The organism is Sphingomonas sp. SORGH_AS_0789 (genome assembly GCF_031453055.1).
GTDB lineage: Bacteria > Pseudomonadota > Alphaproteobacteria > Sphingomonadales > Sphingomonadaceae > Sphingomonas.
Window position 1 is genome coordinate 1,025,707 of the sequence record NZ_JAVIYV010000001.1, and the last position, 15,941, is coordinate 1,041,647.

Consider the following 15,941-nt stretch of genomic DNA (forward strand, 5'->3'; position numbering starts at 1 on the left):
CCCCGTTCAGCCTGAGCGAAGTCGAAGGCCATGCCAACACCACTCCCCTCCCGCAGGCGGGAGGGGCTGGGGGAGGGCAAGGAGCCTCACCGAGTGGGCAGCCCGCGACTCTCCCCCCTCACGGATAGCTGACGGTCTTCGGAATCTCCGGAATCTCGATCCGCTCGGCATCATCCCCCGGCACGGTCGGAAACTCCCGCGCGCGCCAGGCCCGCTTGGCCTCCTCGATCCGCTCGCGGCGTGAGGAGACGAAGTTCCACCACACATGGCGCGGCGTGGTGAAGGCATCGCCGCCGCACAACATCACCCGCCCGCCCGATCCGGACCGCAGCGTCGCCGCGATCCCCGGCTTCAGGATGTACAGCCGTTGCGGCTCCAGCGGCATCCCCTCCAGGCTCGCCTCGCCCAGCGCGCAATAGACGGCGCGCTCCTCGGCCGACGCATCGATGGGCACGCTTCCGCCCGGCTCCAGCGCGATGTCGGCATAGATGGTGCCCGCATAGGTGGTCGTCGGCGCACGCTGTCCCCACAGCTCGCCCATGATGACCCGCGCGGTCGCCCCCTGCCCCGCGATCACCGGCAGCGCCTCGGCCCCGATATGCTCGAAGGCGGGGTCGATCTCCTCCTGCGCTTCGGGCAGCGCCAGCCAGGTCTGGATGCCCGACAGGATCGGCCCCTGCGGCCGCGTCTCGCCGGGCGAGCGTTCGGAATGGACGATGCCGTGTCCGGCGGTCATCAGGTTCACCGCCCCCGGCTCGATCACCAGGTCGGTGCCCAGCGAATCGCGGTGCCCCAGCGCTCCGTCGAACAGATAGGTCACGGTCGACAGGTTGATATGCGGATGCGGCCGCACGTCGATCCCCGATCCGGGCGCCAGCTGCGCCGGGCCCATCTGGTCGAAGAACAGGAAGGGGCCGACCATCGTCCGCTCCTTGTTGGGCAGCGTCCGGTGCACCTTGAACCCGCCCAGGTCGTGGGTGGACGGTTGCAGCGTGCGCAGCAGGAAATCGTCAAACATGGGTCGCCTCCGTGGCGTCGAGCAGCTCGATCAGGTCGGTCGGGAAATAGGGTTCGGCGTGCGCGGCCAGTTCGTCGCGGGTGAACCAGCGCCAGCTCTGCATGACCCGCTGTTCGAGCGCGGTATGGCCCGCGCCCGTCACCTCATGCGCGTCGATGTCGACGCGGAAATAGCGTTCGTCGGCATCCACCTCGACCCCCTCGATGGTGCGGAACGCGACCTGCCGCCGCGCGACCTGCGGCCCGCAATCGCGGTCGAGCCCGGTTTCCTCCAGCAGCTCGCGGCGCGCGGCGTCCTCATAGCTCTCGCCCGGATCGACCGCGCCGCCCGGCGTGCACCAGAAGGGCGGGCGATCGCCGGGGGTGAAGCGGAACATCAGCGTCCGGCCCGCCCCATCCACCAGGAGGATGCGCGCGGCGGGACGGGGCAAGCGGGTCATTCGGCATCAAGCTCCGGATAATGGCGGAAGATTCCGTCTTCATTGAACGCCTGTCGCCGCTCGCTGTCCAGATAGGCGGCGATGCCGGGCAGGGTCTTCACACGGTCGTGCAAGCCGATCAGCGCGGGATAGTCGCCTTCGACCGCCGCCATCCGTTTCGGGAACATGTAGCGCAGGCCCGCGACCAGCTGGAACAGCGAGGTGTCGACCGGCGACCAGCGTCCGCCCGCCATCCAGTCGCGGTCCTCGAGCGCATCCTCGAAATAGCCAAGGAATTTGGGGAGCCGCTCGCCCCGAAACTGCACGGCGGCGCGCGCGGCCTCGGGCTTCTGCTCGTGATAATAGGCGCCGGCCGCGACCGGGTGATGGACGTTGTGCACCTCGGCGACCATGTCGCTGATCGTCAGTTGCAGCTGGTGGAGCCAGACACGCTCGGGCGCGGGCGCCAAGTCGTGCCGCTCGGTCAGCCAGTGGAGGATGTTGGCGACCTGCGCGATCGCCTGTCCCCCGGCGCGCAGATAGGGCGGCGCGAATGGCAGGCGGCTGCCCTTGCGCATATCGGCAAGCAGCGCCTCCGCGCCCTCCTCCACGCCCCGGTCGCGATAGGGCAGACCTGCGGCCTCCAGCACCAGCCGGACGAACTCGCCGCGTCCCGGCAGGCCGGGCCAGTACCACAGGTCATAGGGCATGGGCTTATTCTCCGGGCGCCTTCGCGCTGATCGCCAGCGCATGGATACGCTCGGACAACAGATCGGCTAGCGCGTGGTTCACCCGGCGCTGGCGGGCGACGCGCGACTCCCCGGCGAACAGGGGCGATTCGACGACGACGCGAAAATGGCTCTCGCCGGTGCCGTCATCGCCCAGATGGCCCCGGTGCATCGCGCTTTCGTTGATGACCTCCAAATGGGTGGGGGCCAGCGCCTGCGTCAGGCGGGCGGTGATCTGGTCGGCGACAGGAGCGGTGGTGATATCGGTCATGGCCCCTATATAGACGGTTTTTCGGGACAAGCGGATAGCCGTGGTACGTCGGTCGAGCAGCGATACCTCCAAGGACAAACCCGGCGCGCGGTTTCACGGCCGGGTCGAAAATACCGGCCGCGCCTGCGACCATGCCGGTTGCGCCGAAGCGGGCGAGTTTCGCGCGCCCCCGCCCGAGGGCACGCGCAGCGGCGACGGGCCGGGGCAGTTCCGCTGGTTCTGCCTGGAGCATGTCCGCGCGTTCAACAGCCGGTACAATTTTTTCGAGGGCATGAGCGCCGACGAGATTCACCGCGCGCAACGCCCCTATGCGGGCTGGGAGCGCGAGACGCGCGCCTTTGCGCAAGGCGGCACTGATCCGGGGCCGCGCTGGGCCGATTTCTCCGACCCGCTCGACGCCATCGCCGCGCGCTATCGCCGCGAGGCCGCACCCGAGCGCAGCGACGGCAAGCCGCTGTCGGGGCAGGATCGCGAAAGCCTGAAAGTACTGGGGCTGGAGGCGAATGCGGATCGCAGCGCGCTGCGCCGCCGCTATAGCGAACTGGTGCGACGCTATCACCCCGACCGCAATGGCGGCGACCGGAGCCATGAGGGACGGCTGCAAAAGGTGATCGCGGCCTATCAGCAGTTGCGCCAGGCCCCGGCGTTCGCCTGAACCCCTTATTTCTCCTCTGTAAAGGGAAGGGGACCAGCGAAGCGGGTGAAGCTTTCGATAGCGGGACACCCCTCCGTCAGGCCTGCGGCCTGCCACCTCCCCTTGCAGGGGAGGAATAAGGGGCCGATCGCGATTCAGGACTTCTTCTTCCCCTCTCCCCTGGACAGGGGAGAGGGTTAGCGAAGCTTGCCAGCCTGCTGGCTAGCGCAGCTTGGGTGAGGGGTTGAGCGAGCCCAAAGGCTCGCGCGCTCGCTTCGCGAGCGCCCACCCCTCACCCAGCTCCGACTAAGTCTTTGCTCTCGCAAAGGCCAAGTCTGCGCAACCCTCTCCCCTCTGCGAGGGGCGAGGGAAGGAAAGGATTCGCCCCAGTTACTTTCGCGGCCCGACCAACCCGAATCGCGCGCCCTGCGGGTCCAGCGCCGACAGCGAATAATCGCCGCCGGGAATCTCCATCGGCCCGAACGCGATCGTGCCACCATGCTCGGTCACGCGCGCCGCCGCGGCATCGATATCGTCCACCGCAAAGTAGAAATGCCATCCCGGCACGCCCCCCGGTGGGCACCCCATCAACGCGCCCAGCACCACCGGCCCATCGGCCAGGAAGCGATATTCGCCCAGCTCGCCCATCGGCATCCCGCCGCGATGGGCCCAGCCGAAATGCCGCTGGAAAAAGGCGAGCGCCCGGTCGGGGTCGCTGGCGATCCGCTCGTTCCACACGACATGCCCGGTTGCGGGGCCGGTGCCATGCTCGACAAAGGCGCGCGACGGGCGCTGCTCCTCCGCCGCCATGATATAGAAGGGCGCGCCCAGCGGATCGGCGACCAGTGCCAGCCGCCCGACGCCCGCCATGGTCCAGGCGGGCATCAGCACCGATCCGCCATCCTCGACGATGGTGGCCAGCGACTCGTCGACATCCACGACCGGCAGATAGCCCAGCCAGACCGGCTTGCCCGCCGCCCCCGGCGGCCGCTGCATCAAGCCGCCGATCGCCTCGCCCTCGGTCGTGGCGAAGATTCGGTAATCCAGGTCGGCAATGCCGCTGTCGCCCACCTGCCATCCGATCACGCCCGCATAAAAGGCCTGCGCCGCCGCCGCATCGTCGGTCAGCAATTCGTACCAGATGAAATTCGCCATCACCCCACCCCATCTTATTGCCGATCTCTCAGGGCGTTATGACGCTCCCCGGAGCCGATTCGGCGGCCCGTCGGCTCCCCCGACGATGACGCCCAAGCCCCGCCGACGCAATCGCCGCGACCGGGCCGATCCGCCATCTTCCTGCGATCACCGCCATTGAGTAGGGAGCCGCGCTTGGCCTAAGGCGTTGAGCGACGAGACGAGGGCCTGATGACCAACATCCCGAATACGCTTCCCGACAGCCGCGATACGACGATCCTCGACGCACCCGACAAGATGGTGTCGGTGCGCGACCTGTTCGGCATCGATACCGACATGGAGGTGCCCGCCTTCTCCGAGGCCGATGAGCGCGTCCCCGATCTCGATCCCGCCTATGTGTTCGATCCCGACACGACGCTGGCGATCCTGGCCGGTTTCGCGCACAATCGCCGCGTGATGGTGCAGGGCTATCACGGCACCGGCAAGTCGAGCCATATCGAACAGGTCGCCGCCCGCCTGAACTGGCCGTGCATCCGCATCAACCTGGACGCGCATATCAGCCGTATCGACCTGATCGGCCGCGACGCCATCGTCCTGAAGGACGGGCAGCAGGTGACCGAGTTCCGCGAGGGCCTGCTCCCCTGGGCACTCCAGACGCCGACCGCGCTCGTCTTCGACGAATATGATGCGGGCCGTCCCGACGTGATGTTCGTGATCCAGCGCGTGCTGGAGACCGAGGGCAAGCTGACCCTGCTCGACCAGAATCGCGTCATCCGCCCCAGCAAGTGGTTCCGCCTGTTCGCCACCGCCAACACCATCGGCCTGGGCGACACCAGCGGCCTGTATCACGGCACGCAGCAGATCAACCAGGGCCAGATGGACCGCTGGAACATCGTGGTGACGCTCAACTATCTGCCCGCCGCGACCGAGGCGCAGATCGTGCTCGCCAAATCGGGCGAATATGACAAGCCCGAGGGCAAGCAGCTGGTCGAGAACATGGTCCGCGTCGCCGACATGACCCGCAAGGGCTTCATCAACGGCGACATCTCGACCGTGATGAGCCCGCGCACGGTCATCACCTGGGCGCAGAACACGCTGATCTTCAACAACGATCCGGGCTTTGCCTTCCGCCTGTCGTTCCTGAACAAGTGCGACGAGAACGAACGCGCGCTGGTTGCGGAATATTATCAGCGCGTGTTCGGCAAGGACCTGCCCGAGAGCGTCGTCAGCCGGGCCTGACTCCCTTGGGCAACGAAACCCCTCTCGACCGGTTCAAGGCGGTCCTCGGCGGCACGGCGCGCACCATCGCGCAGGAGCCGGAGGTGGAGCTGGCCTTCACCGCCGACGCGCCCGCGCAATCGGGCAAGCATATCCGCGTGCCGATGCCCGGCCGCGCGCTGCCGCCCGAACAGGTGGCCGAGGCGCGCGGCTTTGCCGATGCCTTCGCGCTGCGGCTGAAGCTGCACGACACCGCGCTCCATGCCCGCGCCGCGCCGACCGAAGCGGTGGCGCGCGCGGTCTATGACGCGGTGGAAACCGCACGGATCGAGGCGCTGGGTGCGCGGGGCTATGCCGGGATCGGCGACAATCTGGCGCATGCGCTCGACGTGCGGCTGCGCTCCGATCCGATGACGCGCGCGCGCAACCGCGACGAGGTGCCGCTGTCGACCGCGCTGGGGCTGCTGCTGCGCGAGCGGATGACGGGGCGCCCCTCGCCCGCCGAGACGGCGCCCGCGCTGGCGCTGGTCCGCGACTGGCTGGAGGGGGCGACCGATCTCGACGCGCTGGCGGGCGCGATGGACGATCAGAAGAGGTTCCAGACGCTGGCCGCGCGCATGCTCGCCGACCTCGAACTCGCCGAGCCCCCCGCCGAGCCCGAACAGGCCGATGAGGGCGGCGACGACCAGGAGGGCGAGGACCAGCAGAATGAGGACGAAAGCGACGATCAGGACGACGAACAGGGCCAGGGCGAAGGCGAGGTAGAAGCCCGCGCCGAGAAGCGCGACTCGGACAGCGAGGACGGCGAATCGCAGGAGCAGAGCCAGGATTCGCTCGACGATCTCGATGGCGAACCCGGCGAGGATGGCGACGAAGGCAGCCAGCCGACCCGCCCCAACCGCCCGATGAACGATCTGGCGTCGCAATTCGACTATAAGCCCTGGACCACCCAATATGACGAGGTGATCGCGGCGGGCGAGCTGTGCGACGCCGACGAGCTGGCGCGGCTTCGCGGTTATCTGGACCAGCAACTGGCGCATCTGCAATCGGCGGTGTCGAAGCTGGCCAACCGGCTGCAACGCCGGTTGATGGCGCAACAGTCGCGGTCGTGGGATTTCGACCAGGAAGAGGGGATTCTCGACGCGGCGCGGCTGGCGCGCGTGGTGGTCAATCCCGGCCAGTCGCTGTCCTACAAGATCGAGCGCGACACCGATTTCCGCGATACCGTCGTCACCCTGCTGATCGACAATTCGGGCTCGATGCGCGGGCGGCCGATCGGCATCGCGGCCATCTCCGCCGACATCCTCGCGCGCACGCTGGAGCGGTGCGGGGTGAAGACCGAGATTCTCGGCTTCACCACCCGTGCGTGGAAGGGCGGGCAGAGCCGTGAGACCTGGCTGGCCGCCGGGCGTCCGCCGCAGCCGGGGCGGCTGAACGACATTCGCCACATCGTCTACAAGCAAGCCGACGAGCCGTGGCGGCGCGCGCGCAACAATCTCGGCCTGATGATGCGCGAGGGGCTGCTCAAGGAAAATATCGACGGCGAGGCGCTGATGTGGGCGCACAGCCGCCTGGTCGCGCGGCCCGAGGAGCGGCGCATCCTGATGGTCATCTCCGACGGCGCGCCGGTCGACGACTCGACGCTGTCGGTCAATTCGGGCAGCTATCTGGAGCGGCATCTGCGCCAGGTGATCGGCTGGATCGAGAGCAAGAGCCCGGTCGAGCTGGTCGCGATCGGCATCGGCCATGACGTGACCCGCTATTACGCCCGCGCGGTGACGATCATGGACGCCGAGCAGCTGGGCGGCACGATCATCGAGCAGCTGGCCAGCCTGTTCGACACCCCGTGAGCCGGATCGCGCCCCCGGCGGAGGGTTTCGTCGGGCCGGTCAAACGCTCGATCACGATCGCGGGCCACGCGACCTCGATCAGCCTGGAGCCGGTCTTCTGGACCGCGCTGGAAGAGGCGGCGGTGGCGCATGCCCTGCCGCTGTCCGCGCTGGTGGCGGAGATCGACGCGCTCAGGATCGGCGCGGAGGATCCCCCCAATCTGGCAAGCGCGATCCGGTCCTGGCTGTTCCTGCGGCGGTGATCGGGTTCGCGAAGCGGCGGAGCTGGGCGTTGTCGACGCGCCACGGATGAGTATTGCCCTTGAGGGGAAGGCGGGGCGTGGGCTTCGACTTCGCTCAGCCTGAACGGATGGAGGGACTTATGCCACCCGGACCCTTGGCATGACCGCAGCATGATCGCTTTCGACACAGACCATGCCCCCATTCCCTCCCCCCGTTCGGCCTGAGCGAAGTCGAAGGCCATGGGATGACGGTTGCCCCCGGGGCGAAGGACGGGGCGTGGGCTTCGACTTCGCTCAGCCTGAACGGATGGAGGGACCTACGCCACCCGAACCCTTGGCATGATCAGGGCTTAATCGCTGTCGACACCGACAACACCCCCATCCCCTCCCTCCGTTCAGCCTGAGCGAAGTCGAAGGCCATGGGATGACGGTTGCCCCCTGAGGCAAAGGACCGGGCGCGGGCTTCGACGTCGCTCCGCCTGAGCGGAGGTGGGGAAGACGCCCCTCCCCGATTGACGCCGCCGCGCGGCTCCGGCAGGGCGCGCCGTCTGTTTCGGGGTATGTGTGGCCGGCATTACGCATCGCGACCGGGGATTGCGGGTCCATCGCTGGCTGGGGCTGGTGAGCGGGCTGTTCGCGGTCGCGCTGGCGCTGTCCGGCGTGATCCTGGCCTGCGCGCCGCTGATCGATCGGATCGCCGCGCCGGACCGATACCGGACCAGTGGCGAAACCCGGATCGCCGCACAGGCCTATAGCGACGCCGCGTCTCGCCGCCTTCGTCCCGGCGAGCGGATCGCCACGCTGGCGCTCGGCGAGGGATCGACGCCGGTCGTCGTGACGCTCGACCGGGCGAGCGACCGTGCGCAGCGCCAGCTGTTCCTCGACCCGCCGACCGCGCATATCCTCGCCAGCGGCTGGCGCGACGGCGGGGTGATCGGCGCGGTCCGGCGCCTGCATGACGGGCTGTTCCTGGCGGCGGCGGGGCGATGGATCGTGGGGATCGCCGGGATCGCCATCGTCCTGACCGGCCTGAGCGGGTTCTGGGCAGCGCTGGCCCGCAAACGGCCCGCCAGGCGGTTTGCCCGGAGAGGCGACGCCGTCAGGGCCTGGCATCGGGGGGTCGGATTCTGGTCGGCGGTCCCGGTGCTGGCGATGACCGTCAGCGGCATCGCGCTCGCCTTGTCCGATACGGCCACCGCGCCGCGCCCCGCGCCGCCGGTCGCCCGCCCCGCCCTGCCCGTCGCGCGGGTGGTCGCCAGCGCGCAGCGCTGGTCACGAGGGTCGCTCCTGGCGATCGACTGGCCGACCGAACGCTCGGCGGACTGGACCTTGTATTTCGCGGGGTCCGCGCCCGGCATCGTCAAGGTCGCCGATGACAGCGTCGGGGCGGTCGCCGCGCCGGGTCATGCCGCGCCGGTGATGCTGTCCTGGGCGCGCCGCCTGCATGATGGTCGCGCCATGTCCTGGGCCGGGCGCGCGCTGGCGGTGCTGGTCGGCCTGCTGGCGCTGGGAACCGCAGCGACCGGGCTGATCGCCTGGACGCGGCGTCCGAAGGTCAGACCCGCTCGACGCTGAGCAGGTCGGTCGCGTCCAGGCCGAGCAGGTCGATATGGTCGCGGATGCGCGGCCATTGCACCGCCAGGAAGCTCTCGCGCTCGGCGGCGCGCAGCCGGTCGGCGGCCCCCGGCATCACGAACATGCCGACGCCGCGCCGCACCTCGACATAGCCGTCGTCCTGAAAGCTCTGATAGGCCTTGGCGACCGTCAGGGGGTTCGCCCCCTGGTCCGCCGCCAGCGCGCGGACCGAGGGAAGCTGGTCCCCGGTCCGGTAGGTGCCGTTGAGAATGCCCGCCGCGATCGTCCCGCGCAGGCGGATGTAAACCGGGCTGTCGTCGCCGCTAAGAGCTGTCATGCCAAGTTAATACAGCAACGCCTCGGGAAAGTCGAGGGGCTATGGTGACAACGTTTGCACGATCGTCGCGGCAGCGGCTCGGCCTATCCGCCCCAGGTCGACACGATCCGCGCCATGTCCGGGCGCGGCCGTTCGTCGAGCGGGCGGCCGGGCGTGCCGAGGAAGACGAAGCCGACGATCCGCTCGGGCGCGGCGCCGAACGCGTCGCGCACCGCATCGGAAAAGGCGGGCCAGCCGGTCAGCCAGCCCCCGGCATAGCCCATGGCATGCGCGGCATGGAGCAGGTTCATGCACGCCGCCCCCGCCGACAATTCCTGTTCCCACAAGGGGATGTGGCTTTCGGTGCGGGGAGAGGACAGGACGACGACCAGCGACGGCGCCTGATGCGCGAACTGGTCCAGCGCGGCGATCTCGGTCGCGCCCGCCTGGGGCCGTTCGGCGCGGTACGCCGTCGTGATGACCTCCGCCAGTCGGCCGCGCGCCTCCGTCGGCACGATCACGAAGCGCCACGGCCCCAGCTTGCCGTGGTCCGGGGTGCGCGCGGCGATGGTCAGCATCTCGGCCAGCTGGGCGGCGTCCGGCCCCGGCGCGACCAGATCGCGCGGCTTGCCCGAGCGGCGCGTCGCCAGCAGCGAAAGCGGGGTCGTACGGTCGTTGAACACCATGTCGGAGGAGGAATCGCTCATGGGTTCGATCCTTACGGCGTCGCGCATGATATTTACAGTCGCGGCTTTGCCGCTAGGTTACCGAACCATTACGCCCCAGCGTGCCGACCGGCGCGCGGGGCGATTTCGATGGAGTAAACGCCGGCATGGCGACTGCGTATGAGGCCGCCGCGCGCGGCAAGACGGTTTTGGGGCATCCCCGAGGCCTGTTCCTGTTGTTCTTCACCGAAATGTGGGAGCGTTTTTCCTTCTACGGGATGCGCGCTATCCTGGTCTTCTACCTGACCAAGCATTTCCTGTTCACCGACGAACCGGCCTTCGGCATCTACGCCGCCTATATGTCGCTGGTCTATTTCACGCCGGTGATCGGCGGTTATCTGGCCGACCGCTATCTGGGGGCCAGACGCGCGGTGCTGGCGGGCGGTATCTTCATCGCCTTCGGCCATTTGCTGATCGCCGTGATGGAAGGGCCGCAGGGCGCGCAAGGCGTCTATCTGGAGGGCTTCTACCTGGCGCTGGCCGCGATCGTGATCGGCACCGGGTTCCTCAAGGCCAATATCTCGGTGCTGGTCGGGCAACTCTATGCCCGCGACGACATGCGGCGCGATCCCGCCTTCTCGATCTTCTATATGGGGATCAACGGCGGCGGCGCGCTGGGGCCGATCGTGTGCGGCGTGCTGGGCGAGACGGTGGGCTGGGCCTATGGCTTCGGCGCGGCGGGCATCGGCATGTTGCTGGGCCTGGTCGCCTTTATCGGGCTGAAGCGCGAACTCCATGGCGCGGGTGAAGCGCCCTCGCTGCCCGCGTTGCGCGCCCCGGTCGTGGCCGGTCTGTCGCGCGAATGGCTGATCTATCTGGGCGCGATCGTGGCGACGCTGGTGACGTGGCAGCTGATCCGGCACCAGGATGCGGTCGGCACGCTGCTGATCGTGTTCAGCATCGGCACGGTGGGCTTCATCCTGTGGCGGGCGGTGTTCACCCTGGGCAAAATCGACCGCGACCGTATCCTGGCCGCGCTGTTCCTGATCGCGCTGTGCCCGCTCTTCTGGGCGCTGTTCGAACAGGCGGGCTCCTCGCTCAACGTCTATACCGACCGCTCGGTCGATCGCAGCCTGCTAGGCTGGACGATCCCGGCCTCGGCCTTCCAGTCGGTCAACTCGATCTTCATCATCCTGCTGGCCCCGGTCTTCGCGGCGGTCTGGACCCTGCTCGCCAAGCGGGGATGGGAGCCGAGCGCGCCGTTCAAGTTCGGCATCGGGCTGGTCGGCGTGGGCGCGGGCTTTCTCGTCCTGGTGGCGGGGGCCGCGCTATATGCCGGGGCGCCGACGCCGGTGATCTTCGTCATCCTCGTCTATCTGATCCACACCATGGCCGAGCTGTGCTTCTCGCCGGTCGGGCTGTCGGCGATGACGCGGCTGTCGCTGCCCAGCATGACCGGGCTGATGATGGGCACCTGGTTCCTCGCGACGGCGGCGGGCAATTTCATCGCCGGGCTGATCGCGCAGGCGACCGGCGGCGAGGGCGCGGGGCCGGACAAGGTGCTCGACGTCTATACGCGGATCGGCTGGTTCTCGATCGGGATCGGCGTCGTCGTGCTGGTCGTGTCGCCCTTCATCGCCAGGCTGATGCACCTCGACCTGCTGAAGGCCGATGCCGCACTGGCGGGCGACAAGGAACTGGCCGAACCGGCGGCGGCGGGCGTCGATACGCGGCTGGAGCAGAAGCCGCTGTGAACCAAATGGGGCGGTTTGGAATGACCCAGCCGCCCCTTTTTCCCTACCCCCCTGCTCTTCCGATCACCCCCACCTCCGTTCGCACTGAGCGAAGTCGAAGTGCACGGGATGACGCCTGCGAACAGGCCGGGGCGTGGGCTTCGACTTCGCTCAGCCTGAACGGAGGTTCGGGGGTATTACTCCGGCGAGCGGCTCAGAGCCGCGTCATCGCCATCGCCCGCTCGCCATAACGCGGCCCGGCCGTGCCGCCCCGCGGAGCCGCTTCGTCCAGCGTCGCCAGCTCCCCGGCCGAGAGCGTCAGTTCGGCCGCCTTCATCGAATCCTCCAGCGTCACGCGCCGCTTGGAGCCGGGGATCGGCACGATGTCGTCGCCCTGCGCCAGCAGCCATGCCAGCGCCACCTGCGCGGCACTCGCGTCATGCGCGGCGGCGATGGACTTCACCACCTCGACCAGTGCCATGTTCCGGTCGAAATTCTCCTCCGAATAACGGGGATCGTTCCGCCGATAATCGTCCTCGGGCAGATCCTCGCGCCGGGTGATCTGCCCGGTCAGGAAACCGCGCCCCAAGGGGCTGTACGGCACGAAGCCGATGCCCAGTTCGCGCACCACGGGCAGGATGTCGGCCTCGACATCGCGTTCCCACAGCGAATATTCCGACTGGACCGCCGCGATCGGGTGGACGGCGGCGGCGCGGCGGATCGTCTCGGCGCCGGCCTCGGACAGACCCAGCCGCCGGACCTTGCCCTGTTCGACCAGCCGCCCCATCGCGCCGATCGTATCCTCGATGGGGACATTGGGATCGACCCGGTGCTGGTAGAACAGGTCGATCGTCTCGACCCCCAGCCGCCTGAGCGAGCCCTCGCACGCGCGCTGGACATTGGCGGGGGTGGAATCGACCCCCGTCATGCCGTTCTCGTCATAGCGGAAACCGAATTTGGTCGCGATCACCACCGCGTCGCGCTGGCCGCGAATGGCACGGCCGACCAGTTCCTCATTGACCAGCGGGCCATAGATTTCGGCGGTGTCGAACAGGGTCACGCCCAACTCGATCGCGCGGTGGATGGTCGCGATGCTCTCCGCCTCGTCGGCCTGGCCGTACATGTTCCGGCCGACACCGGCCATCGGCATGCAGCCGAGACCCAGCGCGGAAACCTCGAATTCGGGGCCGAGCGTGCGGTATTTCATGGGGTGTCCTCGTCGATGGTGCGGCTGGCTCGGGAAACGGTCGCGGTGGCGGCAAGGTCCATGCTGACATTGCCGAGCGTCCGGAAGATGTCCGGAATCGTCTCCACCGCGATCAACAGCCCCAAAGGCGCGGCGGGCACCCCCAGCGCGACGCAGACCGGCGCGATCGAGGCGAAGAAGGTGATCTGCGACGGCAGGCTGGCCGAGCCCAGCGAGCACAGGATCGCCACGACCACGGCGGCCGCGACCGAGGCCATGCCGGGCACGATCCCGAACCAGTCGGCGATATAGAGCGCCACCGCGACGTTCATCGCGGGCTGGGTCGCGCGGAACATCGCGACCGCCATCGGCAGGACCAGGCTGGCGGTGCCCGGCGCGATGCGCAGCACCTTCGTCCCCTCGACCATCGCGGGCAGGCTGGCGAGCGAGGATTGGGTGGAGATCGCCACCGCCTGCGCCGGGGCCAGCGCGCGGGCGAAGCGCGCCAGCGGCACCCGCGCGCCCAGCATCGCCACGCCGTAAGCCATCAGCATGACGATCACCCCGATGCTGGCGATGATCGCGATATAATGGGCCAGCGCCCCGAACGCGCCCCCGCCCGCGCTCGCCCCGACGACGAAGGCCAGCGCGAACACGCCCAACGGCGCCAGCCACAGCACCCATCCGATCAGGACCAGCATCGCGTCGCGGATCGCGGTGAAGAAACGCAGCAGCAGCGCGCGCCCCTCGCCCTCGATCCGGGTGATCGCAAAGGCGAAGGCCAGCGTGAACAGGATCAGCGACAGCAGCGCATTGTTGGTGGCGGCCGCGAAGATGTTGGTCGGCACGATGCCGGTCACGAACTCGGCGATGGGCGGCGGGGCGGCGACCGGCTCGGCATGGCCCAGCGCCGCCTTCAGCGCCTCCGCCGCGTCGCGCGGGATCGGCACCGCGTGCAGCAGCGCGGGCGTGACGACGGCGGCCATCGTCGCGGTCAGCGTGACCAGGATCAGGAAGGTCAGGATCGCCCGCGCGGCGATCCGCCCGGCCTGCGCCGCCTCGGCGGTGGCGGTCACGCCGGTGATCAGCAGCGTGACGACCAGCGGGATGACCGTCATCTGCAACCCGTTCAGCCAGAGCGTGCCGACCGGCCGCGCGACCGCGACACCCGCTTGCGCCACCCCGGGCGAGCCCGCCGCCAGCCCCACCCCCACCAACAGACCGGCGGCCAGACACAATAGGATCAGCGTGGCACGGGACATGAAGGGCCCTCGGTTCCTTTGAGCTTTTGGAAAGGTCACGCTAAACGGGGCGCGACCGCATGGTGTTTCCTCTTAATCCGGCAGGGACTTGGCCGCATGGCAAGAAAATATTTCGGCACTGATGGCATTCGCGGCGCGACCAACGGCGCGGTGATGACCGCCGAGATGGCGATGAAGGTCGGCATGGCGGCCGGTGCCTATTTCCAGCGCGGCGATCACCGCCACCGCGTGGTGATCGGCAAGGACACCCGCCTGTCGGGCTATATGCTCGAATCGGCGCTGGTCGCGGGCTTCACCAGCGTCGGCATGGACGTGGTGATGCTCGGCCCGCTGCCCACGCCTGCGGTCGCGATGCTGACCCATTCGATGCGTGCCGATATCGGCGTGATGATCTCGGCCAGCCACAATCCCTTTGCCGACAATGGCATCAAGCTGTTCGGCCCCGATGGCTACAAGCTGTCCGACGAGGCCGAGGAATCGATCGAGAGCCTGATCGAGCAGAATGTCCCGCTGGTCCCCTCGGGCAAGATCGGCCGCGCGCGCCGGGTCGACGACGCCGCCGGGCGCTATATCCACTTCGCCAAGTCGACCTTCCCGCAGGCCCTGCGCCTCGACGGGTTGCGGGTCGTGATCGACTGCGCGAACGGCGCGGCGTACAAGGTCGCCCCCGCCGCCCTGTGGGAACTGGGCGCGGACGTGGTCGCGATCGGCGTGACCCCCAATGGCACCAACATCAATGACGGCGTCGGCTCGACCGCGCCGCAGACCCTGGCCGAGACGGTGGTCGCGAGCGGCGCGGATATCGGCATTGCCCTTGACGGCGATGCCGACCGCCTCATCATCGTCGACGAGACCGGCGCGGTGGTCGATGGCGACCAGCTGATGGCGATGATCGCAACCAGCTATGCCCGCGAAGGGCGGCTGGCGGGCGGCGGCCTGGTCGCCACCGTCATGTCGAATCTGGGGCTGGAGCGGCACCTGGCCGCGCAGGGGCTGGGCCTGATCCGTACCAAGGTCGGCGACCGCCATGTGCTGGAGGCGATGCGGACACGCGGATACAATGTCGGCGGCGAGCAGTCGGGGCATATCATCCTGTCCGACTATGCCCGCACCGGCGACGGGCTGGTCGCCGCGCTCCAGGTGCTGGCCGAGCTGAAGCGCGCGGGCGCACCCGCCAGCGAGGTGCTGCACCGTTTCGATCCCCTCCCCCAGCTCCTGAAGAATGTCCGCTTCGCGGGCGGCAAGCCGCTGGAGCATGAAAAGGTGCAGGGCGTCATCGCCGCCGCCGAGGCCGAACTGGCCGGGCGCGGCCGCCTGGTCATCCGCCCCTCGGGCACCGAACCGGTCATCCGCGTGATGGCCGAGGGCGAGGACAAGCGCCAGGTCGAAACCCTGGTCGACCGTATCTGCGACGTGGTGCGCGAGGTGGCCGCCTGATGCTGGAGATGCGTCCCGATTGCGAGCGTTGCGGCGCGGACCTGCCCCCCAGCCAGGGTGGCGCCTTCATCTGTTCGCTGGAAACCACCTTCTGCGCCGAATGCGCGGACGAGCTGGACGAGATCTGCCCCGATTGCGGCGGCGAGCTGCTCGACCGGCCGACCCGCATGGGCCGCGTGCTGAAGGCCAATCCCGCCTCCACGCAAGGCCGCTTTCGCGGCTGACCTCGACCCCGCGTGCCCGCCGCTCTATGCGGGCATCATCACATTGAAGGA

The 15,941-nt window shown here is 68.6% G+C and carries 17 protein-coding genes; 8 read left to right on the plus strand and 9 right to left on the minus strand.

Features of this window, described 5'->3' with window-relative positions:
• Positions 1–118: 118 nt before the first annotated feature.
• Genes QE360_RS04710 through QE360_RS04725 form a run of 4 tightly spaced genes read right to left on the minus strand, consistent with a single transcriptional unit; the run spans position 119 to position 2,435 of the window.
• Complete coding sequence (locus tag QE360_RS04710; protein ID WP_309699683.1) at positions 119–1,018, minus strand: pirin family protein; 900 nt, start codon at positions 1,016–1,018, stop codon at positions 119–121.
• Complete coding sequence (locus tag QE360_RS04715; RefSeq protein ID WP_309699685.1) at positions 1,011–1,457, minus strand: NUDIX domain-containing protein; 447 nt, start codon at positions 1,455–1,457, stop codon at positions 1,011–1,013. The genes QE360_RS04710 and QE360_RS04715 overlap by 8 nt, the downstream gene beginning before the upstream one ends.
• Positions 1,454–2,146: a glutathione S-transferase gene (locus QE360_RS04720; protein WP_309699687.1), complete on the minus strand. Its 693-nt coding sequence runs from the start codon at positions 2,144–2,146 to the stop codon at positions 1,454–1,456. Before QE360_RS04720 ends, QE360_RS04715 begins: the two co-directional genes overlap by 4 nt.
• Positions 2,147–2,150: 4 nt before the next feature.
• Entirely contained in the window at positions 2,151–2,435 is a 285-nt protein-coding gene (locus QE360_RS04725; RefSeq protein ID WP_309699689.1) for a BolA family protein, read from the minus strand.
• 40 nt (positions 2,436–2,475) lie between these two features.
• On the opposite strand from QE360_RS04725, the gene QE360_RS04730 reads away from it, so the two are divergent.
• Positions 2,476–3,090: a J domain-containing protein gene (locus QE360_RS04730; RefSeq protein ID WP_307102273.1), complete on the plus strand. Its 615-nt coding sequence runs from the start codon at positions 2,476–2,478 to the stop codon at positions 3,088–3,090.
• Positions 3,091–3,459: 369 nt separating this feature from the next.
• Here QE360_RS04730 and QE360_RS04735 read toward each other — a convergent pair whose 3' ends face one another.
• The gene (locus QE360_RS04735) at positions 3,460–4,224 is read right to left on the minus strand and encodes a VOC family protein (RefSeq protein WP_309699692.1); all 765 of its coding nucleotides are present in this window, start codon (positions 4,222–4,224) and stop codon (positions 3,460–3,462) included.
• Positions 4,225–4,434: 210 nt separating this feature from the next.
• Here QE360_RS04735 and cobS point away from each other — a divergent pair, with 210 nt between their 5' ends.
• The 4 genes from cobS (at position 4,435) to QE360_RS04755 (ending at position 9,067) form a co-directional block, all read left to right on the plus strand.
• Complete coding sequence (gene cobS, locus QE360_RS04740; protein ID WP_307102269.1) at positions 4,435–5,442, plus strand: cobaltochelatase subunit CobS; 1,008 nt, start codon at positions 4,435–4,437, stop codon at positions 5,440–5,442.
• Between the two features lie 5 nt (positions 5,443–5,447).
• Positions 5,448–7,271, plus strand: a complete 1,824-nt coding sequence (cobT, locus tag QE360_RS04745) for a cobaltochelatase subunit CobT (protein WP_309691676.1) — start codon at positions 5,448–5,450, stop codon at positions 7,269–7,271.
• Positions 7,268–7,513 (plus strand): ribbon-helix-helix domain-containing protein, encoded by a 246-nt coding sequence (locus tag QE360_RS04750; RefSeq protein WP_309691674.1) that lies wholly within the window; start codon positions 7,268–7,270, stop codon positions 7,511–7,513. The genes cobT and QE360_RS04750 overlap by 4 nt, the downstream gene beginning before the upstream one ends.
• Positions 7,514–8,056: 543 nt before the next feature.
• Positions 8,057–9,067 carry a PepSY-associated TM helix domain-containing protein gene (locus tag QE360_RS04755; RefSeq protein WP_309699695.1) on the plus strand — a complete coding sequence of 337 codons (1,011 nt, stop codon included), beginning with the start codon at positions 8,057–8,059 and terminating at the stop codon, positions 9,065–9,067.
• Here QE360_RS04755 and QE360_RS04760 read toward each other — a convergent pair.
• Both QE360_RS04760 and QE360_RS04765 read right to left on the minus strand, forming a co-directional pair.
• Positions 9,048–9,404: a GntR family transcriptional regulator gene (locus tag QE360_RS04760; RefSeq protein ID WP_309691671.1), complete on the minus strand. Its 357-nt coding sequence runs from the start codon at positions 9,402–9,404 to the stop codon at positions 9,048–9,050. The two genes, QE360_RS04755 and QE360_RS04760, sit on opposite strands and share 20 nt — an antisense overlap.
• Positions 9,405–9,487: 83 nt before the next feature.
• Positions 9,488–10,066, minus strand: a complete 579-nt coding sequence (locus QE360_RS04765) for a nitroreductase (RefSeq protein ID WP_309704059.1) — start codon at positions 10,064–10,066, stop codon at positions 9,488–9,490.
• A gap of 149 nt (positions 10,067–10,215) precedes the next feature.
• On the opposite strand from QE360_RS04765, the gene QE360_RS04770 reads away from it, so the two are divergent.
• On the plus strand, positions 10,216–11,802 hold the full coding sequence (locus tag QE360_RS04770; protein ID WP_307102257.1) for a peptide MFS transporter: 1,587 nt from the start codon (positions 10,216–10,218) through the stop codon (positions 11,800–11,802).
• Positions 11,803–11,995: 193 nt separating this feature from the next.
• Here QE360_RS04770 and QE360_RS04775 read toward each other — a convergent pair whose 3' ends face one another.
• Both QE360_RS04775 and QE360_RS04780 read right to left on the minus strand, forming a co-directional pair.
• Positions 11,996–12,988, minus strand: coding sequence for an aldo/keto reductase (locus QE360_RS04775; RefSeq protein WP_309699697.1), 993 nt, complete (start codon positions 12,986–12,988; stop codon positions 11,996–11,998).
• Complete coding sequence (locus QE360_RS04780) at positions 12,985–14,229, minus strand: cation:dicarboxylate symporter family transporter (protein WP_309699700.1); 1,245 nt, start codon at positions 14,227–14,229, stop codon at positions 12,985–12,987. The genes QE360_RS04775 and QE360_RS04780 overlap by 4 nt, the downstream gene beginning before the upstream one ends.
• A gap of 96 nt (positions 14,230–14,325) precedes the next feature.
• Between QE360_RS04780 and glmM the strand changes: the two genes are divergently transcribed.
• A complete protein-coding gene (glmM, locus tag QE360_RS04785) occupies positions 14,326–15,666 on the plus strand; it encodes a phosphoglucosamine mutase (RefSeq protein WP_309699702.1) in 1,341 nt (446 codons plus the stop codon).
• Entirely contained in the window at positions 15,666–15,890 is a 225-nt protein-coding gene (locus QE360_RS04790; protein WP_294238197.1) for a DUF1272 domain-containing protein, read from the plus strand. Before glmM ends, QE360_RS04790 begins: the two co-directional genes overlap by 1 nt.
• Positions 15,891–15,941 lie beyond the last annotated feature (51 nt).

What these genes read in the sequence shown, in the direction of transcription:
- QE360_RS04710 (WP_309699683.1), bottom strand. Translation starts at nt 1,018, where the DNA reads ATGTTTGACGATTTCCTGCTGCGCACGCTGCAACCGTCCACCCACGAC.
- QE360_RS04715 (WP_309699685.1), bottom strand. Translation starts at nt 1,457, where the DNA reads ATGACCCGCTTGCCCCGTCCCGCCGCGCGCATCCTCCTGGTGGATGGG.
- QE360_RS04720 (WP_309699687.1), bottom strand. Translation starts at nt 2,146, where the DNA reads ATGCCCTATGACCTGTGGTACTGGCCCGGCCTGCCGGGACGCGGCGAG.
- QE360_RS04725 (WP_309699689.1), bottom strand. Translation starts at nt 2,435, where the DNA reads ATGACCGATATCACCACCGCTCCTGTCGCCGACCAGATCACCGCCCGC.
- QE360_RS04735 (WP_309699692.1), bottom strand. Translation starts at nt 4,224, where the DNA reads ATGGCGAATTTCATCTGGTACGAATTGCTGACCGACGATGCGGCGGCG.
- cobS (WP_307102269.1), top strand. Translation starts at nt 4,435, where the DNA reads ATGACCAACATCCCGAATACGCTTCCCGACAGCCGCGATACGACGATC.
- QE360_RS04760 (WP_309691671.1), bottom strand. Translation starts at nt 9,404, where the DNA reads ATGACAGCTCTTAGCGGCGACGACAGCCCGGTTTACATCCGCCTGCGC.
- QE360_RS04770 (WP_307102257.1), top strand. Translation starts at nt 10,216, where the DNA reads ATGGCGACTGCGTATGAGGCCGCCGCGCGCGGCAAGACGGTTTTGGGG.
- QE360_RS04775 (WP_309699697.1), bottom strand. Translation starts at nt 12,988, where the DNA reads ATGAAATACCGCACGCTCGGCCCCGAATTCGAGGTTTCCGCGCTGGGT.
- QE360_RS04780 (WP_309699700.1), bottom strand. Translation starts at nt 14,229, where the DNA reads ATGTCCCGTGCCACGCTGATCCTATTGTGTCTGGCCGCCGGTCTGTTG.
- glmM (WP_309699702.1), top strand. Translation starts at nt 14,326, where the DNA reads ATGGCAAGAAAATATTTCGGCACTGATGGCATTCGCGGCGCGACCAAC.
- QE360_RS04790 (WP_294238197.1), top strand. Translation starts at nt 15,666, where the DNA reads ATGCTGGAGATGCGTCCCGATTGCGAGCGTTGCGGCGCGGACCTGCCC.